Annotated in this window: 18 protein-coding genes; 16 read left to right on the top strand and 2 right to left on the bottom strand. The window is 66.8% G+C overall.

Annotated elements, in window-relative coordinates; translation table 11 throughout:
* Nucleotides 1–6 precede the first annotated feature (6 nt).
* Nucleotides 7–1,119, top strand: a complete 1,113-nt coding sequence (locus J2S75_RS21170; RefSeq protein ID WP_307023030.1) for a DUF1513 domain-containing protein — start codon at nucleotides 7–9, stop codon at nucleotides 1,117–1,119.
* A 21-nt stretch (nucleotides 1,120–1,140) separates the two neighbouring features.
* Here the strand turns inward: J2S75_RS21170 and J2S75_RS21165 are convergent, their stop codons facing one another.
* Entirely contained in the window at nucleotides 1,141–2,100 is a 960-nt protein-coding gene (locus J2S75_RS21165; protein WP_307023029.1) for an endonuclease/exonuclease/phosphatase family protein, read from the bottom strand.
* Between the two features lie 136 nt (nucleotides 2,101–2,236).
* Between J2S75_RS21165 and J2S75_RS21160 the strand changes: the two genes are divergently transcribed.
* The 14 genes from J2S75_RS21160 (at nucleotide 2,237) to J2S75_RS21095 (ending at nucleotide 18,121) form a co-directional block, all read left to right on the top strand.
* Entirely contained in the window at nucleotides 2,237–3,388 is a 1,152-nt protein-coding gene (locus tag J2S75_RS21160) for an aminotransferase (protein WP_307023027.1), read from the top strand.
* 130 nt (nucleotides 3,389–3,518) lie between these two features.
* The gene (locus J2S75_RS21155; RefSeq protein WP_307023025.1) at nucleotides 3,519–4,382 is read left to right on the top strand and encodes an outer membrane protein; all 864 of its coding nucleotides are present in this window, start codon (nucleotides 3,519–3,521) and stop codon (nucleotides 4,380–4,382) included.
* A 484-nt stretch (nucleotides 4,383–4,866) separates the two neighbouring features.
* Entirely contained in the window at nucleotides 4,867–6,174 is a 1,308-nt protein-coding gene (urtA, locus tag J2S75_RS21150; protein ID WP_370874182.1) for an urea ABC transporter substrate-binding protein, read from the top strand.
* A 192-nt stretch (nucleotides 6,175–6,366) separates the two neighbouring features.
* Nucleotides 6,367–8,001, top strand: coding sequence for an urea ABC transporter permease subunit UrtB (gene urtB, locus J2S75_RS21145; RefSeq protein ID WP_307023023.1), 1,635 nt, complete (start codon nucleotides 6,367–6,369; stop codon nucleotides 7,999–8,001).
* A gap of 17 nt (nucleotides 8,002–8,018) precedes the next feature.
* The gene (urtC, locus tag J2S75_RS21140) at nucleotides 8,019–9,161 is read left to right on the top strand and encodes an urea ABC transporter permease subunit UrtC (RefSeq protein ID WP_307023021.1); all 1,143 of its coding nucleotides are present in this window, start codon (nucleotides 8,019–8,021) and stop codon (nucleotides 9,159–9,161) included.
* Between the two features lie 11 nt (nucleotides 9,162–9,172).
* Nucleotides 9,173–9,979, top strand: coding sequence for an urea ABC transporter ATP-binding protein UrtD (gene urtD, locus J2S75_RS21135; protein ID WP_307023019.1), 807 nt, complete (start codon nucleotides 9,173–9,175; stop codon nucleotides 9,977–9,979).
* Nucleotides 9,980–9,983: 4 nt separating this feature from the next.
* Complete coding sequence (gene urtE / locus J2S75_RS21130) at nucleotides 9,984–10,679, top strand: urea ABC transporter ATP-binding subunit UrtE (protein ID WP_307023017.1); 696 nt, start codon at nucleotides 9,984–9,986, stop codon at nucleotides 10,677–10,679.
* Nucleotides 10,654–11,544, top strand: a complete 891-nt coding sequence (locus J2S75_RS21125; protein ID WP_307023015.1) for an urease accessory protein UreD — start codon at nucleotides 10,654–10,656, stop codon at nucleotides 11,542–11,544. The genes urtE and J2S75_RS21125 overlap by 26 nt, the downstream gene beginning before the upstream one ends.
* A 58-nt stretch (nucleotides 11,545–11,602) precedes the next feature.
* On the top strand, nucleotides 11,603–12,223 hold the full coding sequence (locus J2S75_RS21120; protein WP_307023013.1) for an urease subunit gamma: 621 nt from the start codon (nucleotides 11,603–11,605) through the stop codon (nucleotides 12,221–12,223).
* Nucleotides 12,224–12,284: 61 nt separating this feature from the next.
* Entirely contained in the window at nucleotides 12,285–13,997 is a 1,713-nt protein-coding gene (gene ureC / locus J2S75_RS21115; protein ID WP_307023011.1) for an urease subunit alpha, read from the top strand.
* 51 nt (nucleotides 13,998–14,048) lie between these two features.
* Nucleotides 14,049–14,867, top strand: a complete 819-nt coding sequence (locus J2S75_RS21110) for an urease accessory protein UreE (protein WP_307023009.1) — start codon at nucleotides 14,049–14,051, stop codon at nucleotides 14,865–14,867.
* Nucleotides 14,868–14,876: 9 nt separating this feature from the next.
* Nucleotides 14,877–15,584: an urease accessory protein UreF gene (locus J2S75_RS21105; protein WP_307023008.1), complete on the top strand. Its 708-nt coding sequence runs from the start codon at nucleotides 14,877–14,879 to the stop codon at nucleotides 15,582–15,584.
* Nucleotides 15,585–15,600: 16 nt separating this feature from the next.
* Nucleotides 15,601–16,254, top strand: a complete 654-nt coding sequence (ureG, locus tag J2S75_RS21100; RefSeq protein ID WP_307023006.1) for an urease accessory protein UreG — start codon at nucleotides 15,601–15,603, stop codon at nucleotides 16,252–16,254.
* 244 nt (nucleotides 16,255–16,498) lie between these two features.
* Nucleotides 16,499–18,121 (top strand): ArnT family glycosyltransferase, encoded by a 1,623-nt coding sequence (locus J2S75_RS21095; RefSeq protein ID WP_307023004.1) that lies wholly within the window; start codon nucleotides 16,499–16,501, stop codon nucleotides 18,119–18,121.
* Between the two features lie 36 nt (nucleotides 18,122–18,157).
* Here J2S75_RS21095 and metC read toward each other — a convergent pair whose 3' ends face one another.
* Nucleotides 18,158–19,348, bottom strand: a complete 1,191-nt coding sequence (metC, locus tag J2S75_RS21090; RefSeq protein ID WP_307023002.1) for a cystathionine beta-lyase — start codon at nucleotides 19,346–19,348, stop codon at nucleotides 18,158–18,160.
* A gap of 284 nt (nucleotides 19,349–19,632) precedes the next feature.
* Here metC and J2S75_RS21085 point away from each other — a divergent pair, with 284 nt between their 5' ends.
* Nucleotides 19,633–20,655, top strand: coding sequence for an amino acid ABC transporter substrate-binding protein (locus J2S75_RS21085; RefSeq protein ID WP_307023000.1), 1,023 nt, complete (start codon nucleotides 19,633–19,635; stop codon nucleotides 20,653–20,655).
* Nucleotides 20,656–20,665: the final 10 nt, after the last annotated feature.

Below are 20,665 nucleotides of genomic sequence, written 5' to 3'. Positions count from 1 at the left end.
GGGCGGATGGGCCTCGTCGATCTGACCCGACGCTCACTGGTCGGGGCGCTGGGGGCCCTCGCGGCCGGTCCGCGTGTGCTGTTCGCCAGCGTTGCCGCGCATGCGCGCGATCATCTGCTGGAGGCGGAATGGCTCGCGACGGCCGGGGTGGAGGGCGGCTTCGCGCCCGTCGTCGTCGCCCCGGACTTCGCCGCCACGCCGGTCGGTTCCGGCGCGCAGCGCCTGCACTGGGTGGAGCCGAGTCCGGACGGGCGCACCGCCATCGCCGTCGCCCGTCGGCCCGGCACCTGCGCGGTGCTGTTCGACCGCCGTGCGGGCGCGGTGCTGGCGACGTTCGAGCCTGGCGAGGGCCGGGTGTTCTCCGGCCATGGCCGCTTTATCGACGGCGGAGCGCGCTTTCTCGCGGTGGAGATCGCCCGCGCGGACGGTCGGGGCGTCGTCACCCGGCGCGTGGTGGAGGCGGGCTTCGCGGTGGAGGCGGAGTGGGCCTCCGCCGGCATCGGCCCGCACGACATGCTGCCGGCTGCCGGGGCGCTTGTTGTCGCCAATGGCGGTATCGAGCCGCACACGCCGGAAGCACTCGGCGCCGAGGTGGCGGGCGCCAGTATCGCCCTGCTCGATCCTGTGAGCGGCGCGGTGCGCTCGGTGGCGGAATTGAGCGAAGACCTCGCCTCGCTGTCGCTACGCCACCTTACCTCAGGTGGAGATGGATTCACCGTGGCGGCGGCGCAGGACCTGCTTGCCGACGGCGTCGCCCGCCCGCTGCTCTACGCGGTGGAGGGGGAGGGCTTACGGGCCTTCGACGCGCCGGACGAGGCGTGGCGGGGGCTGCGCACCTATGTCGGCTCGGTGGCGCTGGATGCCTCGGGCGCCTATGTCGCCGCCGCCAGCCCGCGCGGCAACCGGGTGGCGCTGTGGCGGCGCGACGGGCGCTATATCGGCTCGCTGCCGCTGGTCGATGGCTGCGGCCTTGCCCCGACGCGGGAGGCCGGGCAGTTCCTTGCCACCAGCGGCCTCGGCGAGACGGTGCTGCTCGCCACCGATGGCGAGGGCGTCGGCGTCGTCGCCCGCCGCTCCGGTGGCCCGCGCTACGACAATCACGCGGTGCTGGTGGGGTGAGCCCCGCCAGCGGCGACGTGATCAGAACCGGACGACGGCCATGCTGGCGCGGTGGTCGGACGGCCAGGGCGTGACCACCAAGTCGGCCTCCGGCGCCTTCTCGCCGACAATGCCGGCCTTCACCACGGTGAGGCCGGCGGCGCGGCCATAGGTGAAGTCGATGCGGTCGTGATGGTCGCTCGGGTCGGTCGGCTCGCTGGTGGTGGTCCAGGTCATGCCGGGCTTGGCGGCCGGGTCGGGATAGGCGACGCGGAACAGGTCGAGAAAGCCGGCCTCATCCGTCAGGCGCCGCGAGGTCGGCCAGGCGACGGCGAGCGGCTGGCGCCCGGCCTTCACCGCCGCCTCGGTCCAGTCGAGATGCGAGGGCTCGTTGAAGTCGCCGAACACGAACACCGCGTCGGCGCCGTCCGCTTCCTTCAGATCCTGCAGGAACAGGTCGATGGCCGGCCCGCGCGCCGCCTTCGCCGCCGCGATCGCCCCGTCGGCGGTGGCGAGCTTCGGCGCCGGGCCATAGTCGATGCCGAGCAGTTGATAGGGCTGGTAGGGGAAATCCGGCAGGTGCAGCGCATAGGCGAAGACCTTGCGGCCCTTCACCTCGATCGCGACGCCGAGATCGTTCGCCGTCGGCTGGAGGATGGGGGTGCGGCTCAGGATCGCGCCGCCCCACAGAGCCGGGTTCTGCTTGGCCTGGTCGTAATAGAAATAGCCGAGCCGCCCGGCGATCTCCTTGGCGACGCTGGGGCCGGTCGGCACGCAGTTATCGGCGTCGCAGGGGTCCGGCTCCGGCCGGGTTTCCAGCAGCGCGACGATGTCCGGGTCGACCGCCCTGATCACAGCCACCGTCTCGTCGACGGGCTTGCCGGCATTGGCGCCGCCGCCCCAGATGTTGAAGCTCATCACCGTGAGTTCGACGGGTTCCGCCCGCGTCGCCGCCGGCAGCAGCGTGGCGGCGATCAGCGTGGCCATCAGCAGGCGTTTCATTTCGGGCGCTCCTGAGTTGCGCCGAGGTGTAGGGCCCGGCGTTGACGCCGGTATGACGGTGCCGCACGTCGCTGTGCCCTTTCACCGGCGCCGGGGCGGAGCTAAGGAAGGCCGTGAACCTGCCGCAGGACCCGTCATGAATTCGCTTTTCGCCGCCCTGCCGACCACCGTGTTCGAGACTATGTCGGCGCTGGCGCGCCAGCATGAGGCGGTCAATCTCGGCCAGGGTTTCCCGGACGATCCCGGCCCGCGCGACGTGCGCGAGAAAGCGGCGGAAGCGGTGCTCGACGGCTGGAACCAGTACCCGCCGATGATGGGCACAATGGATCTTCGCCGCGCGGTGGCCACTCATTACCGCGACTGGCAGGGGCTCGACCTCGACCCGGAGCGCGAGGTGATGGTGACCTCTGGCGCCACCGAGGCCATTGCCGGCGCGCTGCTTGCGCTGATCGAGCCGGGCGACGAGGTGGTGCTGTTCCAGCCGCTCTATGACGCCTATCTGCCGCTGGTGAAGCGCGCCGGCGGCGTGCCGCGCCTGGTGCGGCTGGTGCCGCCGCACTGGCGGCTTACCGAGGACGCGCTGGCAGCCGCGTTTACGCCGCGCACCAGGCTGGTGCTGTTCAACAATCCGCACAATCCCACGGGCCGCGTGTTCGACGGCGGGGAACTCGCGCTGCTTGCCCATTTCTGCACCCGCTCCGGCGCTGTGCTGGTGAGCGACGAGGTGTGGGAACACGTCATCTTCGACGGCCTTGCGCATCAGTCGGTTCTCGCCTTGCCGGGGATGCGCGAGCGCGCGGTGAAGATCGGCTCGGCCGGCAAGATCTTCGGCATGACCGGCTGGAAGGTCGGCTTCGTCTGCGCTGCGCCGGAGCTGATGCGCGTGCTGTCCAAGGCGCACCAGTTTCTCACCTTCACCACGCCGCCGGCGCTGCAGCACGCCGTTGCCTATGGGCTGGGCAAGGAGCGCGAGTGGTTTCTCGCCATGCGCGCCGGGCTCCAGCGCTCGCGCGACCGGCTGGCGGAGGGGCTGACGCGAATCGGGCTGAGCGTGCTGCCCTCCGCCGGCACCTATTTCCTCAATGTCGATCTCGCCGCGCTGTCGCCGCAGCTGCGCGACGAGGCGTTCTGCCTGTCGCTGGTGGCGCGCGAGGGCGTGGCGGCGATCCCCGTCTCGGCCTTCTATGCGCAGGACCCGGTGGAGAGCGTGGTGCGGCTGTGCTTCGCCAAGACCGACGCCACGCTCGACCGCGCTCTGGAGCGGCTGAGCGGGCTGAACGCCGGCTGATCGCCGGCTAACAGCTTGATGTTGCTCCTCAGCCCGCGACCTATGGTTAGCAGGATATGAACAAAATTCGACGTTGAGGGCGGTATCCTCGTCCCTATCCTCCGCCGCACTCATCACGGGGGATTGATCCATGAACTACCGCATCTTTGGTTTTGCACTGTGCCTTGCGGGCCTGCCGCTGGCGGCGCAGGCGCAGGAAGCGTCCGAGCCGCTCATGCCGGCGAATGGCGTCTTCATCGGTGCCGGCGCGGCCTTGAACAAGGCGGATTTCGGCAATCAGGATCTGTTCGGCTTCGGCGTCAGCGATGTCTACGCCCTCGGTTTCTGGGTCGCGAATGGGCAGGCGGCAGGATCGACCTATCCCGATCTCGGGAACGAAACCGGCGCCTCATTCGTGCTGCAGGGCGGCTTCTACCGCACGATCAACGACACGCCCTGGATATGGGGAGCCAAGTTCAGCTATAACAGCCTTGGGCTCACGGGCTCGCGCGACAACATTCTCATCCCGCAGACCGGCAGCTATTCCGGCGAAATTTCCGGCACATTCAACGGCAATTACCTGCTGCAGAACTACAAGGTGGAAATCGAACATCAGTTCGCGCTGGTGCCACTGATCGGTTATTCCTTCGGCCGCGGGTTCGTCTATGGCGGCGCCGGCCCGACGCTCTCGCGCGTGAATTCCAACATGAACGGCCTGATCGGCTTCGCCGAACTCGACCATCGCTACGATGTGTCCGGGACACCCGGCTATTTCTCGTCGTCCGACTGGGTGTGGGGCGGCACCGCGACCGTCGGCGTCACCTATTTCCTCACGCGCAACTGGTTCCTCGACCTGAATTACTCCTATACGGCCTCGTCCACGGTGACCAATAAGTTCCTCAACCAGTTCGATACGGTCTATCCGACGGTTGAATTCTCCGGCACCTCGGGCGGCAATTATTCCGCGACCGCGAACAATCAGGCGGTCGCGCTCACCATCAACTACGTGTTCTGACCGAAGGTAGGGCGTGCCGGTCGGCGGACCGGCACGCCTCGCCCGTTACGCCGGGAGACGCCGCGCTGGTCGCGCCGTCCCCCGCTCGGCCGCCCCCAGGGTGAGGCTTGTCCCGGGGGGCGAACGAGGCGACCCGCGCACGCCTCCTCGACGCGGCGCCCCTCCGACGTTGCCACAGTCGGTATCTGATAACCCCATTCATCTGCCGCGCTCGTCACGTTGCGGCGCCAGCAAGGCGCCGTGCGGACGGGAGGCGCTGCGCAAGAAACAGGCGATCACGGCATGGATCGGCTATGATGTGCAATTCGTTGCATTTTTGATTAAAAAATAGGCTAATTGTTTCGCTGCTGCGTCGTCCGCCGGAACCCAAAGCGAGGCCGATCCCCGTTACCGGCCGCAATGCCGCCCTTGGCACGCGGGTTGCAAACAATCCCTTCGGCACGCGGACGGGGGTCCTGCGTGTGTACTCCAGAAGGGAATAAAGATGCTGAACATGTTCACGCATGCCCGGCGTATGGCCGGTCGCGCGCTTGTGGGTGCGGCTGCGCTGGCGCTGGCCGGAGGCGGCGTCGCGAGCGCCCAGGAGACGATCAAGGTCGGCGTGCTGCACTCTCTGTCCGGCACCATGGCGATCAGCGAGACGACGCTGAAGGACACCGTGCTGTTCATGGTGCAGGAGCAGAACGCGGCCGGCGGCGTGCTCGGCAAGAAGCTGGAAGCCGTGGTGGTCGATCCCGCCTCGAACTGGCCGCTCTTCGCCGAAAAGGCGCGCGAACTCATCGCCAAGGAGAAGGTCGCGGTGGTGTTCGGCTGCTGGACCTCGGTGTCGCGCAAGTCCGTGCTCCCGGTGTTCAAGGAGCTCAACAGCATTCTGTTCTACCCGGTCCAGTATGAGGGCGAGGAGAGCGAGCGCAACGTGTTCTACACCGGCGCCGCCCCGAACCAGCAGGCCATTCCGGCGGTCGATTACCTCATGGAGAATGAGGGCGTGCAGCGCTGGGTGCTCGCCGGCACCGACTATGTCTATCCGCGCACGACCAACAAGATCCTTGAAGCCTATCTGAAGTCCAAGGGCGTCAAGTCCGAAGACATCATGATCAACTACACGCCGTTCGGTCATTCCGACTGGCAGACCATCGTCGCCGACATCAAGAAGTTCGGCTCGGCGGGCAAGAAGACGGCGGTAGTCTCCACCATCAACGGCGATGCCAACGTGCCGTTCTACAAGGAACTCGGCAACCAGGGCATCAAGGCCACCGACATTCCGGTCGTGGCCTTCTCGGTGGGTGAAGAAGAACTCGCCGGCATCGACACCAAGCCGCTGGTCGGCCACCTCGCGGCCTGGAACTACTTCCAGTCGGTCGATGTGCCGGAGAACGCCGCCTTCATCAAGAAGTGGCAGGCCTTCACCAAGAACGACAAGCGCGTGACCAACGACCCGATGGAAGCCACCGTCATCGGCTTCAACATGTGGGTGAAGGCGGTCGAGAAGGCCGGCACCACGGATGCCGATAAGGTCATCGACGCGCTGATCGGCGTCACCGTGCCGAACCTCTCCGGCGGCTTCTCGGCCATGATGCCGAACCACCACATCACCAAGCCGGTGCTCATCGGCGAGATCAAGGAAGACGGCCAGTTCGACATCGTTGAGCAGACCCCCGGCCTGATCGTCGCCGAGGAATGGTCCCCCTATCTCGAAGGCTCTAAGGACCTGATCGCCGATTGGCGCAAGCCGCTCTCCTGCGGCAACTTCAACGTCAAGACCGGCAAGTGCGGCGGCGCCGGCCAGTGAGGCCGCGCCGCGGGCGGGGGGCATCCCCTCCCACCTGCTTCGCCTGACATCTCCGGCCGCCCTCGCGGCGGCCGGAACCGGCCCGGCCCCTCTGGGGCCCTAGGTCGGCCGGGAGCCCCTCCCGCTTTCGCGTACCGCCGTCGCCGCCGGAGCCCGCTCCGGTCTTCCGCAGCGCCACATCGACGGACGATGATGACCTCACGCGCTCGCCTTTTCCGCTTCGCCCGCCTGCTCTGTGCGCTCGCCCTGCTGTGTGCCGCCGCCCCGTTCGGGCGCGCCGCCGCGCAGGACGCTGGCGCCCCGGACATCAGCGCGCCGCTGGCCCAGCTCACCACCAACAAATATGACGACACCGAAGCCGCGCTCGGCGCGCTGGCGCTGAGCGGCAGCCCGGCCGCCGCCGGAATCGTCACGGCGCTGGCCGAGGGCAAGCTCGTCTTCGGCGGCACGCCGCCGCGCCTGTTCATCCAGGGCGAGGCTGGAGCGCTGCTCGACCCGCTGACCCTGCAGCCGGTCGCCGAGGCGCCCGCCGTCAAGCCGGTGCGCGTCAATAACCGCGTCCGCCGAGCCATTGATGCGGCGAATGGCGCCCTCTCGCTGGTGAGCCCCGATGCCGGCAAGCGGCGGGAGGCCGCGCTGGCGGTGGGCCGCTCGCGCGACGAGGCCGCCCTGCCGGCGCTGGAAGCCGCGCTCGCCAAGGAGAGCGACCCGAAGGTGAAGTCGGCGATGAACCTCGCCCGCGCCTCGATCCTGATCGGCAAGGAAGGCATCACCCCGGCCGAGCGCATCGCCGCCGTCGAGCTGGTGGGGGCCGAGGGCAATCAGGACGCGCTCGCCATCCTGCGCTCGGTGCCGGACAGCGCGGCGCCGGAGGTGAAGCAGGCCGCTGCCGACGCGATCGCCGGCATCGAGCGCAACCTCGCTTTGTGGGGCATGGCGCAGAATGTCTGGTACGGCCTCTCGCTCGGCTCGGTGCTGCTGCTGGCCGCCATCGGACTCGCCATCACCTTCGGCGTGATGGGCGTCATCAACATGGCGCATGGCGAAATGGTCATGCTCGGGGCCTACACCACCTTCGTCGTGCAGGAGGTGATCCGCACCTCCTATCCCGGCCTGTTCGACGTGTCGCTGCTGATCGCCATCCCGCTCGCTTTCGTCTTCACCGGCCTCATCGGCGTCCTCATCGAACGCACCGTCATCCGCTTTCTCTACGGCCGGGCGCTGGAGACACTCCTTGCGACATGGGGCATTTCGCTGATCCTGCAGCAGGCGATCCGCACCATTTTCGGCCCCACTAACCGCGAAGTCGGCGCCCCAAGCTGGATGTCCGGCAGCTTCGAGATCGGCCAGCTGGCGATCACCTCGGGGCGGCTATGGATTATCGTCTTCTCATTGCTGGTGTTTTTCGCGCTGCTCGCGACGCTTCGGCTGACCCGCATCGGCCTTGAAATGCGGGCCGTGACGCAGAACCGTCGGATGGCTGCCTCTATGGGCATCCGCACCAACTGGGTCGACGCGATGACCTTCGGCCTCGGCTCCGGCATCGCCGGCATGGCCGGGGTGGCGCTGAGCCAGATCGACAATGTGTCGCCAAACCTCGGACAGAGCTACATCATCGACAGTTTCCTCGTCGTCGTGTTCGGCGGCGTCGGCAACCTCTGGGGTACGCTGGTGGGCGCCATGACGCTCGGCGTCGCCAACAAATTGCTGGAACCCTATGCCGGCGCCGTGCTCGGCAAGATCGCGTTGCTGGTCATCGTCATCCTGTTCATCCAGAAGCGCCCAAGAGGCCTCTTCGCCCTCAAGGGAAGGTCGATTGAGGCATGAATACCAAGGGCTTAGCCATGACCCGACCGCCCGCCCTGCTTGGCACCAGCGGCATCGTTTTTCTCATCGTGCTCGCCGTCGTCGCGGTGCTGGTTCCCGTCCTCAACCTTGCCGTGACGCCGGACTCGGCGGTGCATGTGCCGACCTATGTGGTCTCGCTGCTCGGCAAATATCTGACCTATGCGCTGCTCGCACTCTCGGTGGATCTCATCTGGGGCTATGTCGGCATTCTCTCGCTCGGGCAGGGCGCGTTCTTCGCGCTCGGCGGCTATGCGATGGGCATGTATCTGATGCGCCAGATCGGCACGCGCGGCGTCTATGGCGACCCGGTGCTGCCGGATTTCATGGTGTTCCTCAATTGGAAGGAACTGCCCTGGTTCTGGTACGGCTTCGACATGTTCCCCTTCGCCGCACTGATGGTGCTGCTGGCGCCGGGCCTTCTTGCGCTGGTGTTCGGCTGGTTCGCCTTCCGCTCGCGCGTCACCGGCGTGTACCTGTCCATCATCACCCAGGCGATGACCTTCGCCCTGCTGCTGGCCTTCTTCCGCAACGATATGGGTTTCGGTGGCAATAACGGCCTCACAGACTTCAAGGACATTCTCGGCTTCAACATACAGGCGGACGGCACGCGGCTGGTGCTGTTCGTGCTGTCGGCGGTGGCGCTGGGGCTCGGCTATGTTCTGTGCCGCTTCCTCGTGCGCTCGCATTTCGGCAAGGTGCTGGTCGCCATCCGCGATGCGGAAACCCGCGTGCGCTTCACCGGCTACCGCGCGGAGAACTACAAGCTGGTCGCCTTCGTCGTTTCCGCCATGCTCGCGGGTATTGCCGGCGCGCTCTATGTCCCGCAGGTCGGCATCATCAACCCCTCCGAGTTCTCGCCGGCCAATTCCATCGAGATCATCGTCTGGGTGGCGGTCGGCGGGCGTGGCACGCTGGTCGGCGCGGCGCTGGGGGCGGTGCTGGTGAACTACGCCAAGACCTATTTCACGTCAGGCATCCTCGCCCCGTACTGGCTGTTCATGCTCGGCGGCCTGTTCGTCGCCGTCACCCTGTTCCTGCCCAAGGGCATCGTCGGCACCTATTACGACTGGCGCGAGAAGCGCCGGCCGCATGATGACATACCGGGCGCGCCCATAGCCGCGCCCGGCCCGGCCGAGTGAGGGAGAGCGACATGACCGACACCGCGACGCTCGAACCCCTTGCCGAGGCGGCACCTGCCGCGAAGAAGGAGCTGACCGAGGCGCTGCTCTATCTCGACGCCGTCACCGTGACCTTCGATGGCTTCCGCGCGCTCAACGCGCTGTCCTTCACCGTCGATCCCGGCGAGATGCGGGCCGTGATCGGCCCCAATGGCGCCGGCAAAACGACGATGATGGATGTCATCACCGGCAAGACCCGTCCCGATCGGGGCGACGTGTTCTTCAATGGTGGCACCACCGATCTCACCAAGCTGGACGAGACGCAGATCGCCACGTTGGGCATCGGTCGCAAGTTCCAGAAGCCGACCGTGTTCGAGAGCCACACGGTGCTCGACAATCTCCGCCTCGCGCTGAAGGGCCAGCGGCGGGCATTGCCGAACATCTTCCGGCGCGAAAGTGCGGCGGAGCGCGAGCGCATCGACGAGATTTTCGAGACCATCCGTCTCACCGAGCACCGCGACCGCCTCGGTGGGGCGTTGTCGCACGGGCAGAAGCAGTGGCTGGAAATCGGCATGCTGCTGGCGCAGGACCCCAAGCTCCTGTTGGTCGACGAGCCGGTCGCTGGCATGACTGACGCGGAGACCGCCCAGACCGCCGAACTGCTGCGGGCGATCAACGCCAACGGCCATTCGGTCGTGGTGGTCGAGCACGACATGACCTTCGTGCGTGACCTCGGCGTGCGGGTCATGTGCCTGCATGAAGGTTCTGTGCTGGCCGAGGGGACGCTCGATCAGGTGAGCGCCAATGAGCGCGTCATCGAAGTCTATCTGGGGCGCTAGGCTCATGCTGGAAGTTCAGGACATCAACCTCTTCTACGGCGCGGCGCAGGCCCTGCGCGGCGTCTCGCTGACCGCCGAGCCCGGCAAGGTGACGTGCGTGCTCGGCCGCAACGGCGTCGGCAAGACCAGCCTGATGCGCGCCATTGTCGGCCAGGCGCCTGTCGCCAAGGGCACAATACGGTTCAATGGCGAGGACATCACCGCCATGGCGCCGTCCGAACGGGCGCGGCGGGGCATCGCCTTCGTGCCGCAGGGGCGCGAGATCTTCCCGCTGCTCACCGTGGCGGAAAATCTGCAGACCGGCTTCGCCCCCCTTAAGCGCGCGGAGCGTTTCATTCCCGACGATGTGTTCTCTTTGTTCCCAGTGCTCGATTCGATGATGCGCCGGCGCGGCGGCGATCTCTCCGGCGGCCAGCAGCAGCAACTGGCCATCGGCCGGGCGCTGACGATGCGGCCCAAGGTGCTGGTGCTGGACGAACCGACCGAGGGCATTCAGCCTTCGATCATCAAGGACATCGGCAATGCCATCCGCTATCTGCGGTCCAAGGGCGATATGGCCATTGTCCTCGTTGAGCAGTATTTCGACTTTGCCAAGGAACTTGCCGACCATTTCATCGTCATGGAGCGTGGCGCCGTGGTGATGTCCGGCGATGGTGCCGCGCTTGAGGATCCCGATGTTCGCAACCGCATTGCCGTCTGACGCCGCCACCACCATCCCGGTCGAACGGCGCGGGCAGGGGCGGTTGCGGGTCGAGGCACAGGCGCTGGATGGGCGCACGGTGCGCGGGCGAATAGAGGAGGAGGGTTTCGCGCGCGTGCGTTTCCCGCGCTCGGGCCGCCGGGGGAGCGCCCTGGAAGCGGTGATGATCAACACCGGCGGCGGGCTTGCGGGGGGCGATGCCTCGCAAAGTTGCCTTGTTGCTGGGCGCGATGCCCAATTGGTAGTCACCACCCAGGCGGCCGAGAAGATCTACCGCTCCGACGGGGCCACCTCCCACATCGAGGTCGAACTCATCGCGGAGACGGGTGCCAGCCTGCACTGGATGCCGCAGGCGACCATCGTGTTCGATGGGGCGCGGGTGGAGCGCTCCATTGTTGCCGAGGTGGCGCCGGATGCGCGCCTGCTGCTGGTCGAGCCGATCATTCTCGGTCGCACCGCCCGCGGTGAGCGCCTCTCCTATGGCAGCTTGCGGGACCGCTGGCGTATCCGCCGCGGCGGCCGTCTGGTTTATGCTGACGGGCTCCAGCTCGACGGCGACATCGCCGCCACGCTCGACCGCCCCGCCACCGCCGGTGGCTGGGCCGCTTTCGCCACGCTGCTGCTGGTCGCGCCGGATGCCGAAACGCGGCTCGATGCCGTGCGCGGCGCCCTCGGACTCGCTGCGGGAGAGGACGCATTTCTGCCCGCCGAATTGCCGGACGGGCTCGACGCCGGGGCCAGCGCGTGGGACGGCATGCTCTCCGTGCGGCTGCTCGCCCGTGATGGTGCGCCGCTGGAAAGTGCCATCCGCCGTGTGCTCGCCGTGCTCGGTGTCGGCGAGGTGCCGCGCATTTGGCATTCCTGATGCAAGTAAGGCGGACTTTTGCCGCGACCATCGCCTTTGCAGAGCCGGAGATGCTTCCATGAACCTCAGCCCGCGCGAGAAGGACAAGCTGCTCGTCGCTATGGCGGCCCTGGTGGCCCGCCGTCGCCTGGAGCGGGGCGTGAAGCTCAACTATCCCGAAGCGGTCGCGCTCATCACCGATGTGGTGGTCGAGGGCGCGCGCGACGGGCGCACGGTTGCCGAACTGATGACGCTTGGCACCACGGTGCTGTCCGCCGACCAGGTGATGCCGGGCGTCGCGGAAATGATCGTCGAAATCCAGGTCGAGGCCACCTTTCCGGACGGGACCAAGCTCGTCACCGTGCATGAGCCGATCGCCTCCGCCCATGCTGCGGGGGCGCCGGGCGAGATGCTGCTGGAAGAGGGCGAGATCGAACTGCTGGCCGGGCGTGACTTTGTCTCCGTCACCGTCGCCAATACGGGCGACCGGCCGATTCAGGTCGGCAGCCATTACCACTTCTTCGAAACCAACCCCGCCCTCGCTTTCGAGCGGGAGAAGGCGCGCGGCATGCGCCTCGCCATCCCTTCCGGCACGGCGGTGCGCTTCGAACCCGGGCAGAGCCGCGAGGTGACGCTGGTCGCGCTCGCCGGCAAGCGCGAGGTCTACGGCTTCCGCCAGGACGTGATGGGCAAGCTCTGACGCCCGCCCCACAAGATCGCCGCCGCTTGTCTTATCCGACCGCCTGAAACGGATTGCCGCCATGTCCCTGAAGATGTCCCGCGCCTCCTATGCCGAGATGTTCGGCCCGACCACGGGCGACCGGGTGCGCCTCGCCGACACTGCCCTCGTCATCGAGGTGGAGAAGGACCTCACCGTCTATGGCGAAGAGGTCAAGTTCGGCGGCGGCAAGACCATTCGAGACGGCATGGGCCAGTCGCAGGTGATGCGGGCAGAGGGGGCGGTCGACACCGTCATCACCAACGCGCTGATCCTCGACCACTGGGGCATCGTCAAGGCCGATATCGGCATCCGCGACGGCCGCATCTGCGGCATCGGCAAGGCCGGCAACCCGGACATCCAGCCGGGCGTCACCATTATCATCGGCGCCTCGACCGAGGTCATCGCCGGCGAGGGCAAGATCATCACCGCCGGCGGTTTCGACTGCCACATCCACTTCATCTGCCCGCAGCAGATCGAACATGCGCTGATGAGTGGCGTCACCACCATGCTGGGCGGCGGCACGGGCCCCGCGGCGGGCACCAACGCCACCACCTGCACGCCCGGCCCGTGGCATATCGAGATGATGCTGCGCGCCTTTGACAGCTTCCCCGTCAATCTCGCTTTGTCGGGCAAGGGCAATGCTTCGCTGCCGGGACCGCTGGTCGAGCAGATCGAGGCGGGCGCCTGCTCGCTGAAGCTGCATGAGGACTGGGGCACGACGCCGGCGACGATCGACAATTGCCTGTCGGTGGCCGATGAGTACGACATCCAGGTGATGATCCACACCGACACGCTCAATGAGAGCGGCTTCGTCGAGGACACCATCGCCGCCTTCAAGGGGCGCACCATTCACGCCTTCCACACCGAAGGCGCCGGCGGCGGGCATGCGCCCGACATCATGAAGGTGGCCGGTCTGCCGAACGTGCTGCCGTCTTCCACCAATCCGACGCGGCCCTTCACCATCAATACGCTCGACGAGCATCTCGACATGCTGATGGTGTGCCATCACCTCGATCCGCTGATCGCCGAGGACCTCGCCTTCGCCGAAAGCCGCATCCGCAAGGAGACCATCGCGGCGGAGGACATCCTGCACGATCTCGGCGCGATCTCGATGATGAGTTCCGACAGCCAGGCCATGGGCCGGCTCGGCGAGGTGATCACCCGTACCTGGCAGACCGCTCACAAGATGAAGCTGCAGCGCGGCCTGCTGCCGGGCGACAGCGAGCGCAACGACAATGAACGCGCCAAACGCTACATCGCCAAATACACGATCAACCCCGCCATCACCCATGGCATTTCCCGCCATATCGGCTCGGTTGAGACCGGCAAGCTGGCCGATCTCGTGGTTTGGACGCCGGCCTTCTTCGGCACCAAACCGGACATGGTGATCAAGGGCGGGACCATCGTTGCGGCGGTCATGGGCGACCCCAACGCCTCCATCCCCACTCCTCAGCCGGTGCATTACCGGCCGATGTGGGGCGCTTACGGCAAGGCGCGCACCGCGACCTCGCTCACCTTCGTCTCGCAGGCGGCGATGGATCTGAACGTCGCGCATAAGCTCGGTCTGGAGAAGCGGACGGTGGCGGTGGAGAACGTGCGCGGCGGCATCTCCAAGGCGTCGATGATTCACAATTCCGCGACACCGCATCTGGAGATCGACCCGGAAACCTATGAGGTGCGGGCGGATGGCGAATTGCTGACCTGCGCCCCGGCCACCGAGCTGCCCATGGCGCAGCGCTATTTCCTGTTCTAAGGGTTGGGGGAGGACGCCTAGACCGCGCGTCGCCCCCACCGGAGTTGTCCCATGATCCGTGCCCGCACTGTGCTTCCCGCCGGCAGCTGGGATGCCGCCACCGCCGCCGACCGTGTGGTGCTGCCGCATGACGGGCGCTACCGCCGCCGTATCGCCATGCGCGGCGAGGGCGACGTGGCGTTCCTGCTCGACCTTGTCGAGGCGACGCGGCTGAAGGACGGAGACGGCCTCTCGCTCGAAGACGGACGCATCGTCGCGGTGGTTGCGGCCGAGGAGCCGGTGGCGGAGATCGTGGCGCAGGATGCGCATCATCTGGCGCGGCTCGCCTGGCATCTGGGCAACCGGCATGTGCCGGCGGAGCTTCTTGCCGATCGCATCCGCATCGCCCGCGACAGCGTGCTGGAGGAGATGGCGCGCGGCCTTGGTGCCACCGTCGCGGTGGTCGACGCGGCCTTCGAGCCGGAGGGCGGCGCCTATGAAGCCGCCGAGGCACACGGGCACCACGCCCACGGCCATGAGCACCATCACGACCACGCCCATGGCGAGGCCTGCGGCTGCGGTCACGACCATCACGACCACGACCATCACGACCACGACCATCACGACCACGACCATCACGCTCATGACCACCACGATCATGCGCATCATGACCACCATGGCCATGATCACCATGGTCATGAGCACGCCCATCACGCGCCTGCCCGCGAGCGCGATGTGCTGCACGTTCAGGACGGCAAGCCGCCCGCGCATGAGCACGGTCCCGGCTGCGGTTGCGGCCACGACCATGTGCATGAGCACGGCCACGACCACAAGCATGGCCATGACCATGAACATCATGGCCATGGGCACGACCACAAGCACGGACACTAGGGCGCTGGCATGAGCGAGGCACCTGTGGCGCTCTCTGGCGCCTCGCCCGATCTCCTAGCCTTGTTCGTCTGGCTGTCGCCGGCCTATCCCGTGGGGGCGTTCGCCTATTCGCACGGGCTCGAATGGGCGGTGGAGACGCAGGAAGTCTCCGATCTCGCCTCACTCACCGGCTGGGTGGACGATCTTCTGCGCCACGGCGGTCCGTTTGCCGATGCTGTTCTGCTGGCGCACGCCTTCGAAGCGGCGCGGGAGGGCAACGATGCGCGGCTGCGCGATGTCCTGGAACTCGCAGCCGCCTTCGCGCCCTCGCGCGAGCGGCAGATGGAAACGCTGAATCAGGGCGAGGCCTTCCTCGCCGCCACCCGCGCCGCGTGGCCGGCGCCGCTGCTGGAGCGGCTGCCGGCCCTCTGGGACGGACGCGTCGCCTATCCCACTGCCGTGGGCGTCGCTGCGGCCGCACATGGTCTGCCGCTGGCGGCCACGGTTTCCGCCTTCCTCAACGCCGTCGCGGCGAACCTCATCTCCGCCGCAGTGAGGCTCGTGCCGCTTGGCCAGACCGACGGCAACCGGGCGCTGGCTGCGACCCTGGCCATCATCCGCGAGGTTGCCCCCCATGCGGCCGAGATGCCGCTGGATCGCCTCGGTGGAGCGGCGCTCAAATCCGATATCGCGTCGATGCGTCACGAGACGCAGTACACGCGGCTGTTCCGAAGCTGAAGGCGAGGAGACAATCATGGCTAGCGAGACGAGCGGCCCGCTCCGGGTCGGCATTGGCGGGCCGGTCGGTTCTGGCAAGACGGCGCTGATGGAGGCGCTGTGCCGGACTTTCCGCGAGCGCTACGACCTCGCTGCCATTACCAACGACATCTACACCAAAGAGGACGCGGAAATCCTCACCCGCGCCGGCGCGCTTCCGGCGGAGCGCATCATGGGCGTGGAGACGGGCGGCTGTCCGCACACCGCCATCCGCGAGGATGCCTCCGCCAACCTCGCCGCTATCGCCGAGATGCGCGCACGCTTCCCTCGGCTTGACCTGATCCTCATTGAGTCCGGTGGCGACAACCTCGCCGCGACCTTTTCGCCGGAGCTGGCGGACCTGACGATCTATGTCATCGACGTTTCCGCCGGTGAGAAGATCCCGCGCAAGGGCGGCCCCGGCATCACCCGCTCCGATCTCCTCGTCATCAACAAGGTGGATCTCGCCCCGCTGGTGGGCGCCTCGCTCGACGTAATGGACCGGGATTCGCGCCGCATGCGGGGGCGCCGCCCCTTCGTGTTCGCCAATGTGCGGGCAGGTGACGGTGTTGCCGAGGTGGCGCGCTTTATCGAGGAAGCGGGTGGGCTCACGGCGACGGCGGGCGCGGGCGGAGACAAGGTGCCGGCCTGACCTGACCGTACTGTGGCGGATCGGCGGCACGCCCGGATGCGGGGTGGCCGGTCGGTCTGCTAAGGTTTCATCGAGCCGGGAGGGATTCCATTCGATGAAGTCATTTGCTTCGGGCCGCAAGGCACGTTCCGCCCCGCTTTATTCCGCGCGGGGCCCGCGCTTTCCGGATCGCATCGTCGCGCTGTTCGAGGCGTGCTGCCGCACCGACCGCCGGGCCTGCCTGTTCCTCATCGGCCTCTGTCTGGTGGCGCTGCTGCCCGGCCTCTTTTCGATTCCGCCCGTGGACAGAGACGGCGCGCGTTATGCCTTGATCAGCCGTCATATGGCGGAAACGGGTGCGCTGACGGAAACGAGGCTCGGCTGGGAGCCCAAGCGGACCCAGGCGCTGGGGCTGCACTGGATGCAGGCCGGTCTGGTCAAAGCCGCGGCCTCCATAGGCGTCGCAGAGGCGCCGACCCGCGTCTGGCTTTATCGCCTGCCGTCTCTGGCGGGGGGCATCGCCGCCGTGCTGCTGACCTTCTGGGCGGCACTGGCCTTCACGCACCGCCGTGGAGCGCTATTGGCCGGCAGCCTGCTGGCCAGCAGCGTTGCCCTTGGTGTCGCCGGGCGGCTCGCTGTGCCGGAAGTGTTCCTGATCGCGGCGGTCGCGGCGATGCTCGGAGCGATGGGCCGGCTCTATCTTGCCGAGCGCCAGAACGGAGCGGCAGGCGCCTGGCACCAGTCAGGTCACGAGGCGCGCATAGCCCTGGTGTTCTGGGCGGCTCTGGCATTCGGGTTGTTCACCAAAGGGCTGATGACACCCCTGTACGTTCTGATGCCGCTGGTGTCGCTGGTGGCGGTGGACCGCTCGGCACTCTTCCTGCGACGCGCCCGTTCCTATGCCGGGTTGGCTCTCCTCCTGCTGGTCATCATCGGCTGGGTCGTGTTGCGCCGCTATGGGCCGGCGGAGACACAGCCCGAATTGCTCGCGCGCACGCTGCTGGGGCCGGTGGCGCGTGAATACCAGGGCTTTACCGGTCTGCCGGGCGTGTATCTTCTGTTGTTCTTCGCCCTGTTCTGGCCGGCGGCGCCGCTGGCTCCCCTCGCGGCCCCCATTCTTTGGAAAGCCCGACGCATTGGCACAGTGCGCTTTTTGCTCGCCTGGGTCGTGCCGGTCTGGGTTCTCTTCGAAATCCTGCCGACCAAGGTCCCGGCCTATGTGGCGCCAACGCTACCGGCTATTGCCATACTGATCGCTCTGGCGGTCGAGCGGGGAGCGCTGGCGATCGGCAATACGCGGCTCACGCGGGTGCTCTGGCTGTGGCCGCTGATCGGAGCGGTGATCGCGGTGGGAGCGCTGCTGGGCATGGCGGTGTTCGATCGCACGACCAGCGTGCTGGCGTGGCCGCTGCTGCTGATGGGCTTCTTCGCGTTGGTGATCGCTGCCGCCTCCGTCCGAGACTATGGGGTGGAGAAAGCGGCGCTGGTCGCTATCGCCGGCATGCTGGTGTCCGGCCTGGGCGTGATGCAGCTTGTGCTGCCGAACATTGAGAGCTTCTGGATGGCGCCGCGCGTGGTTGCGGCGGCCGCGCGCGAATCCTGCGGGGCCGATGCAGGCCCGATCGAGGTGGCCATAGCCGGCTATAATGAGCCGAGCTTCGCGCTGCTCCTGCCCAATGCGCCGCGCTTTCTTGACGGGGCGGCGGCAGCGGACTTCCTCAAGGCCGGCGGCACCTGCCGGGTCGCCTTCGTGGAGAAGCGGCAGGAGCCGCGCTTTGCCCGCCGGGCGGAGGCGATCGGCTTGCGCATTCAGCGCGGGGCGGATCTGCGCGGCTTCGACTATAACGGGCTGCGCGAGGTGCGGCTGGCGCCTTATCGGCCGGGATGACGGCAAGTCGCCGCCCGCCCGGACCGGTTGGCGCGTTCAGCGCGCTGCCGCGAGGGCCGCGAAGCCGGAATCGAGGTCGGCGATGAGATCGGCGGGGTCCTCAAGGCCGATCTGCAGCCGGATCGCCGGGCCGCCTGGAGTCCAACAGGTCGCGGTACGATAGGCGCTGCAGTCGAACGGTATGGCGAGGCTCTCATAGCCGCCCCAGCTGTAGCCGAGGCCAAAAAGGGCCAGGCTGTCGAGGAAGGCGTCGACGGCCGGTTTCGGCACCGGTTCGAGGATGATGCTGAACAGGCCTGACGCGCCCTTGAAGTCGCGCTTCCACAAAGCGTGGCCCGGGTGCTCCGGCAGGCCGGGATGCAGAACCTGTCGCACTTCCGGCCGCGACGAGAGCCAACGTGCCACCGCGAGCGCCGACTGCTGGTGGCGTTCGAGCCGCACCGCCATGGTGCGCAGGCCGCGCGACGCCAGGAAGGCATCCTCCGGCGCGACGGTGATGCCGAGATCGCCATGGGTGGCGAGGACGCGGCGGAACGTGCGCTGATTGGCGGAGATGGTGCCGATATTCAGGTCTGAATGGCCGCTGAGATATTTGGTGCCGGCCTGAATGGAAACATCCACGCCGAAATCATGCGGGCGGAAAAACAGCGGCGTTGCCCACGTATTGTCCATCAGCGTCGTGATATCGCGCGCGGAGGCGGCAGCGACGATGGTGGGTATGTCCTGGATCTCGAAGGATTGGGAGCCTGGGGACTCAAGGAAGATGGCGCGGGTGTGGGGGCGGATAAGGCCGGCGATGTCGCCGGCGATCAGCGGGTCATAATAGGTGGTTTCGATCCCGTAGCGCGTCAGCACCTCATCGCAGATGCGGCGTGTCGGCTGATAGGCGCTGTCGACCATCAGCAGATGATCGCCGGCCTTTAGAACTGAGAGAAGCGCAATGCTGACGGCCGAAAGGCCGGAGGGGGTAAGTACCACGCCAGCGCCGCCTTCGAGGCGAGTCAGGGCGGATTCCAGGCTCTCGACCGTCGGGTTGCCGCGCCGGCCATAGGTATAGCGGCCGGTATGGCCTTCAAGATCCGCGACGCTGGGCGAGAGAACGGTCGAACCTCGGACGATGGGGGTGTTCACGAAGCCGTCATGGCGAAACGGATCGCGTCCGGCGAGGACGAGTTCGGTTTCCACGGAGAGATTGCCGGGGAGTGTGGTTTTTGCCTTGTTCGCCATGGTTGTAGCCTGCTGAAGCGAGAATATCGAAGGTCGCATAGGGAAGGGAGGGGTGGTGCGCCGTCAAGCGCTTGACCGGGCTTGATTGCGGCGCTCTGATGACGCTGCGTTCGCTGCAATGGTGCCCGAGGGGGTCTTCTGGGCACCATAAGACGAAGGACGCAGGCATGACACGTTGCCGGAAGTTCTCCGCGGCATGCGAATTGCCTTTTCTGTCGCCCGTTCCGTCCCGCACCGTTGCGGCGGAAACGTCAGCTCCAATCCGAATGAAGAAGGCTGCCATCATGAAACGCCTCCTCTCCACATTCGCCCTTGCGGGTGCCATGGGCCTCTGTGCCTTCGGCGCGCAGGCGGCCACCAAGCTTGAGCAGGTGAAGTCGAAGGGCTTTGTCCAGTGCGGCGTCAGCCAGGGCCTGCCCGGCTTCTCCAACCCCAATGACAAGGGTGAGTGGAGCGGCCTCGATGTGGAATTCTGCCGTGCGGTTGCGGCTGCCATCTTCGGCGACGCCACCAAGGTGAAGTTCACGCCGCTCTCGGCCAAGGACCGCTTCACAGCTCTGCAGTCCGGTGACATCGACATCCTGTCGCGCAACACCACCTGGACCATCACCCGCGACACGTCGCTGGGCCTGAACTTCACCGGCGTCACTTACTATGACGGCCAGGGCTTCATGATCCGCAAGGACAAGAAGGTGAATTCGGCTCTCGAACTGTCCGGCGCCTCGGTCTGCACGCAGACCGGCACCACGACCGAGCAGAACCTCGCCGACTATTTCCGCGCCAACAACATGACCTATGAGGTCATCGCCTTCGCCACCAATGACGAAGTGGTCAAGGCCTACGACGCCGGGCGCTGCGACGTGCTCACCACCGACCGTTCGGGCCTCGCCGGTGAACGCCTCAAGCTGACGAACCCCGACGACCACGTGGTGCTGCCCGAGATCATCTCCAAGGAGCCGCTCGGCCCTGTGGTCGCCCATGGCGACGACCAGTGGTTCGACATCGTGAAGTGGGTTCTGTTCGCCCAGCTCAACGCCGAAGAACTCGGTGTCAACTCCAAGAATGTCGACGACCAGCTCAAGAACGCCACCAACCCCGAGATCAAGCGTCTGCTCGGCACCGAGGGCAAGTATGGCGAGGGCATGGGCATCGGCAATGACTGGGGCTACCTGATCATCAAGAATGTCGGCAACTACGCCGAGATGTATGACCGCACCGTCGGTCCGGACACGCCCCTGAAGCTCAGCCGCGGCCTCAATGCGCTGTGGAACAAGGGTGGCATCCAGTACGCCCCGCCGATCCGCTGACACATCGATG

It is taken from the genome of Ancylobacter polymorphus, from assembly GCF_030813495.1.
Taxonomy (GTDB): Bacteria; Pseudomonadota; Alphaproteobacteria; order Rhizobiales; family Xanthobacteraceae; genus Ancylobacter; species Ancylobacter polymorphus.
Note: the sequence above shows the minus strand (reverse complement) of the source record. Positions and strands in the feature narration are given on the sequence as shown.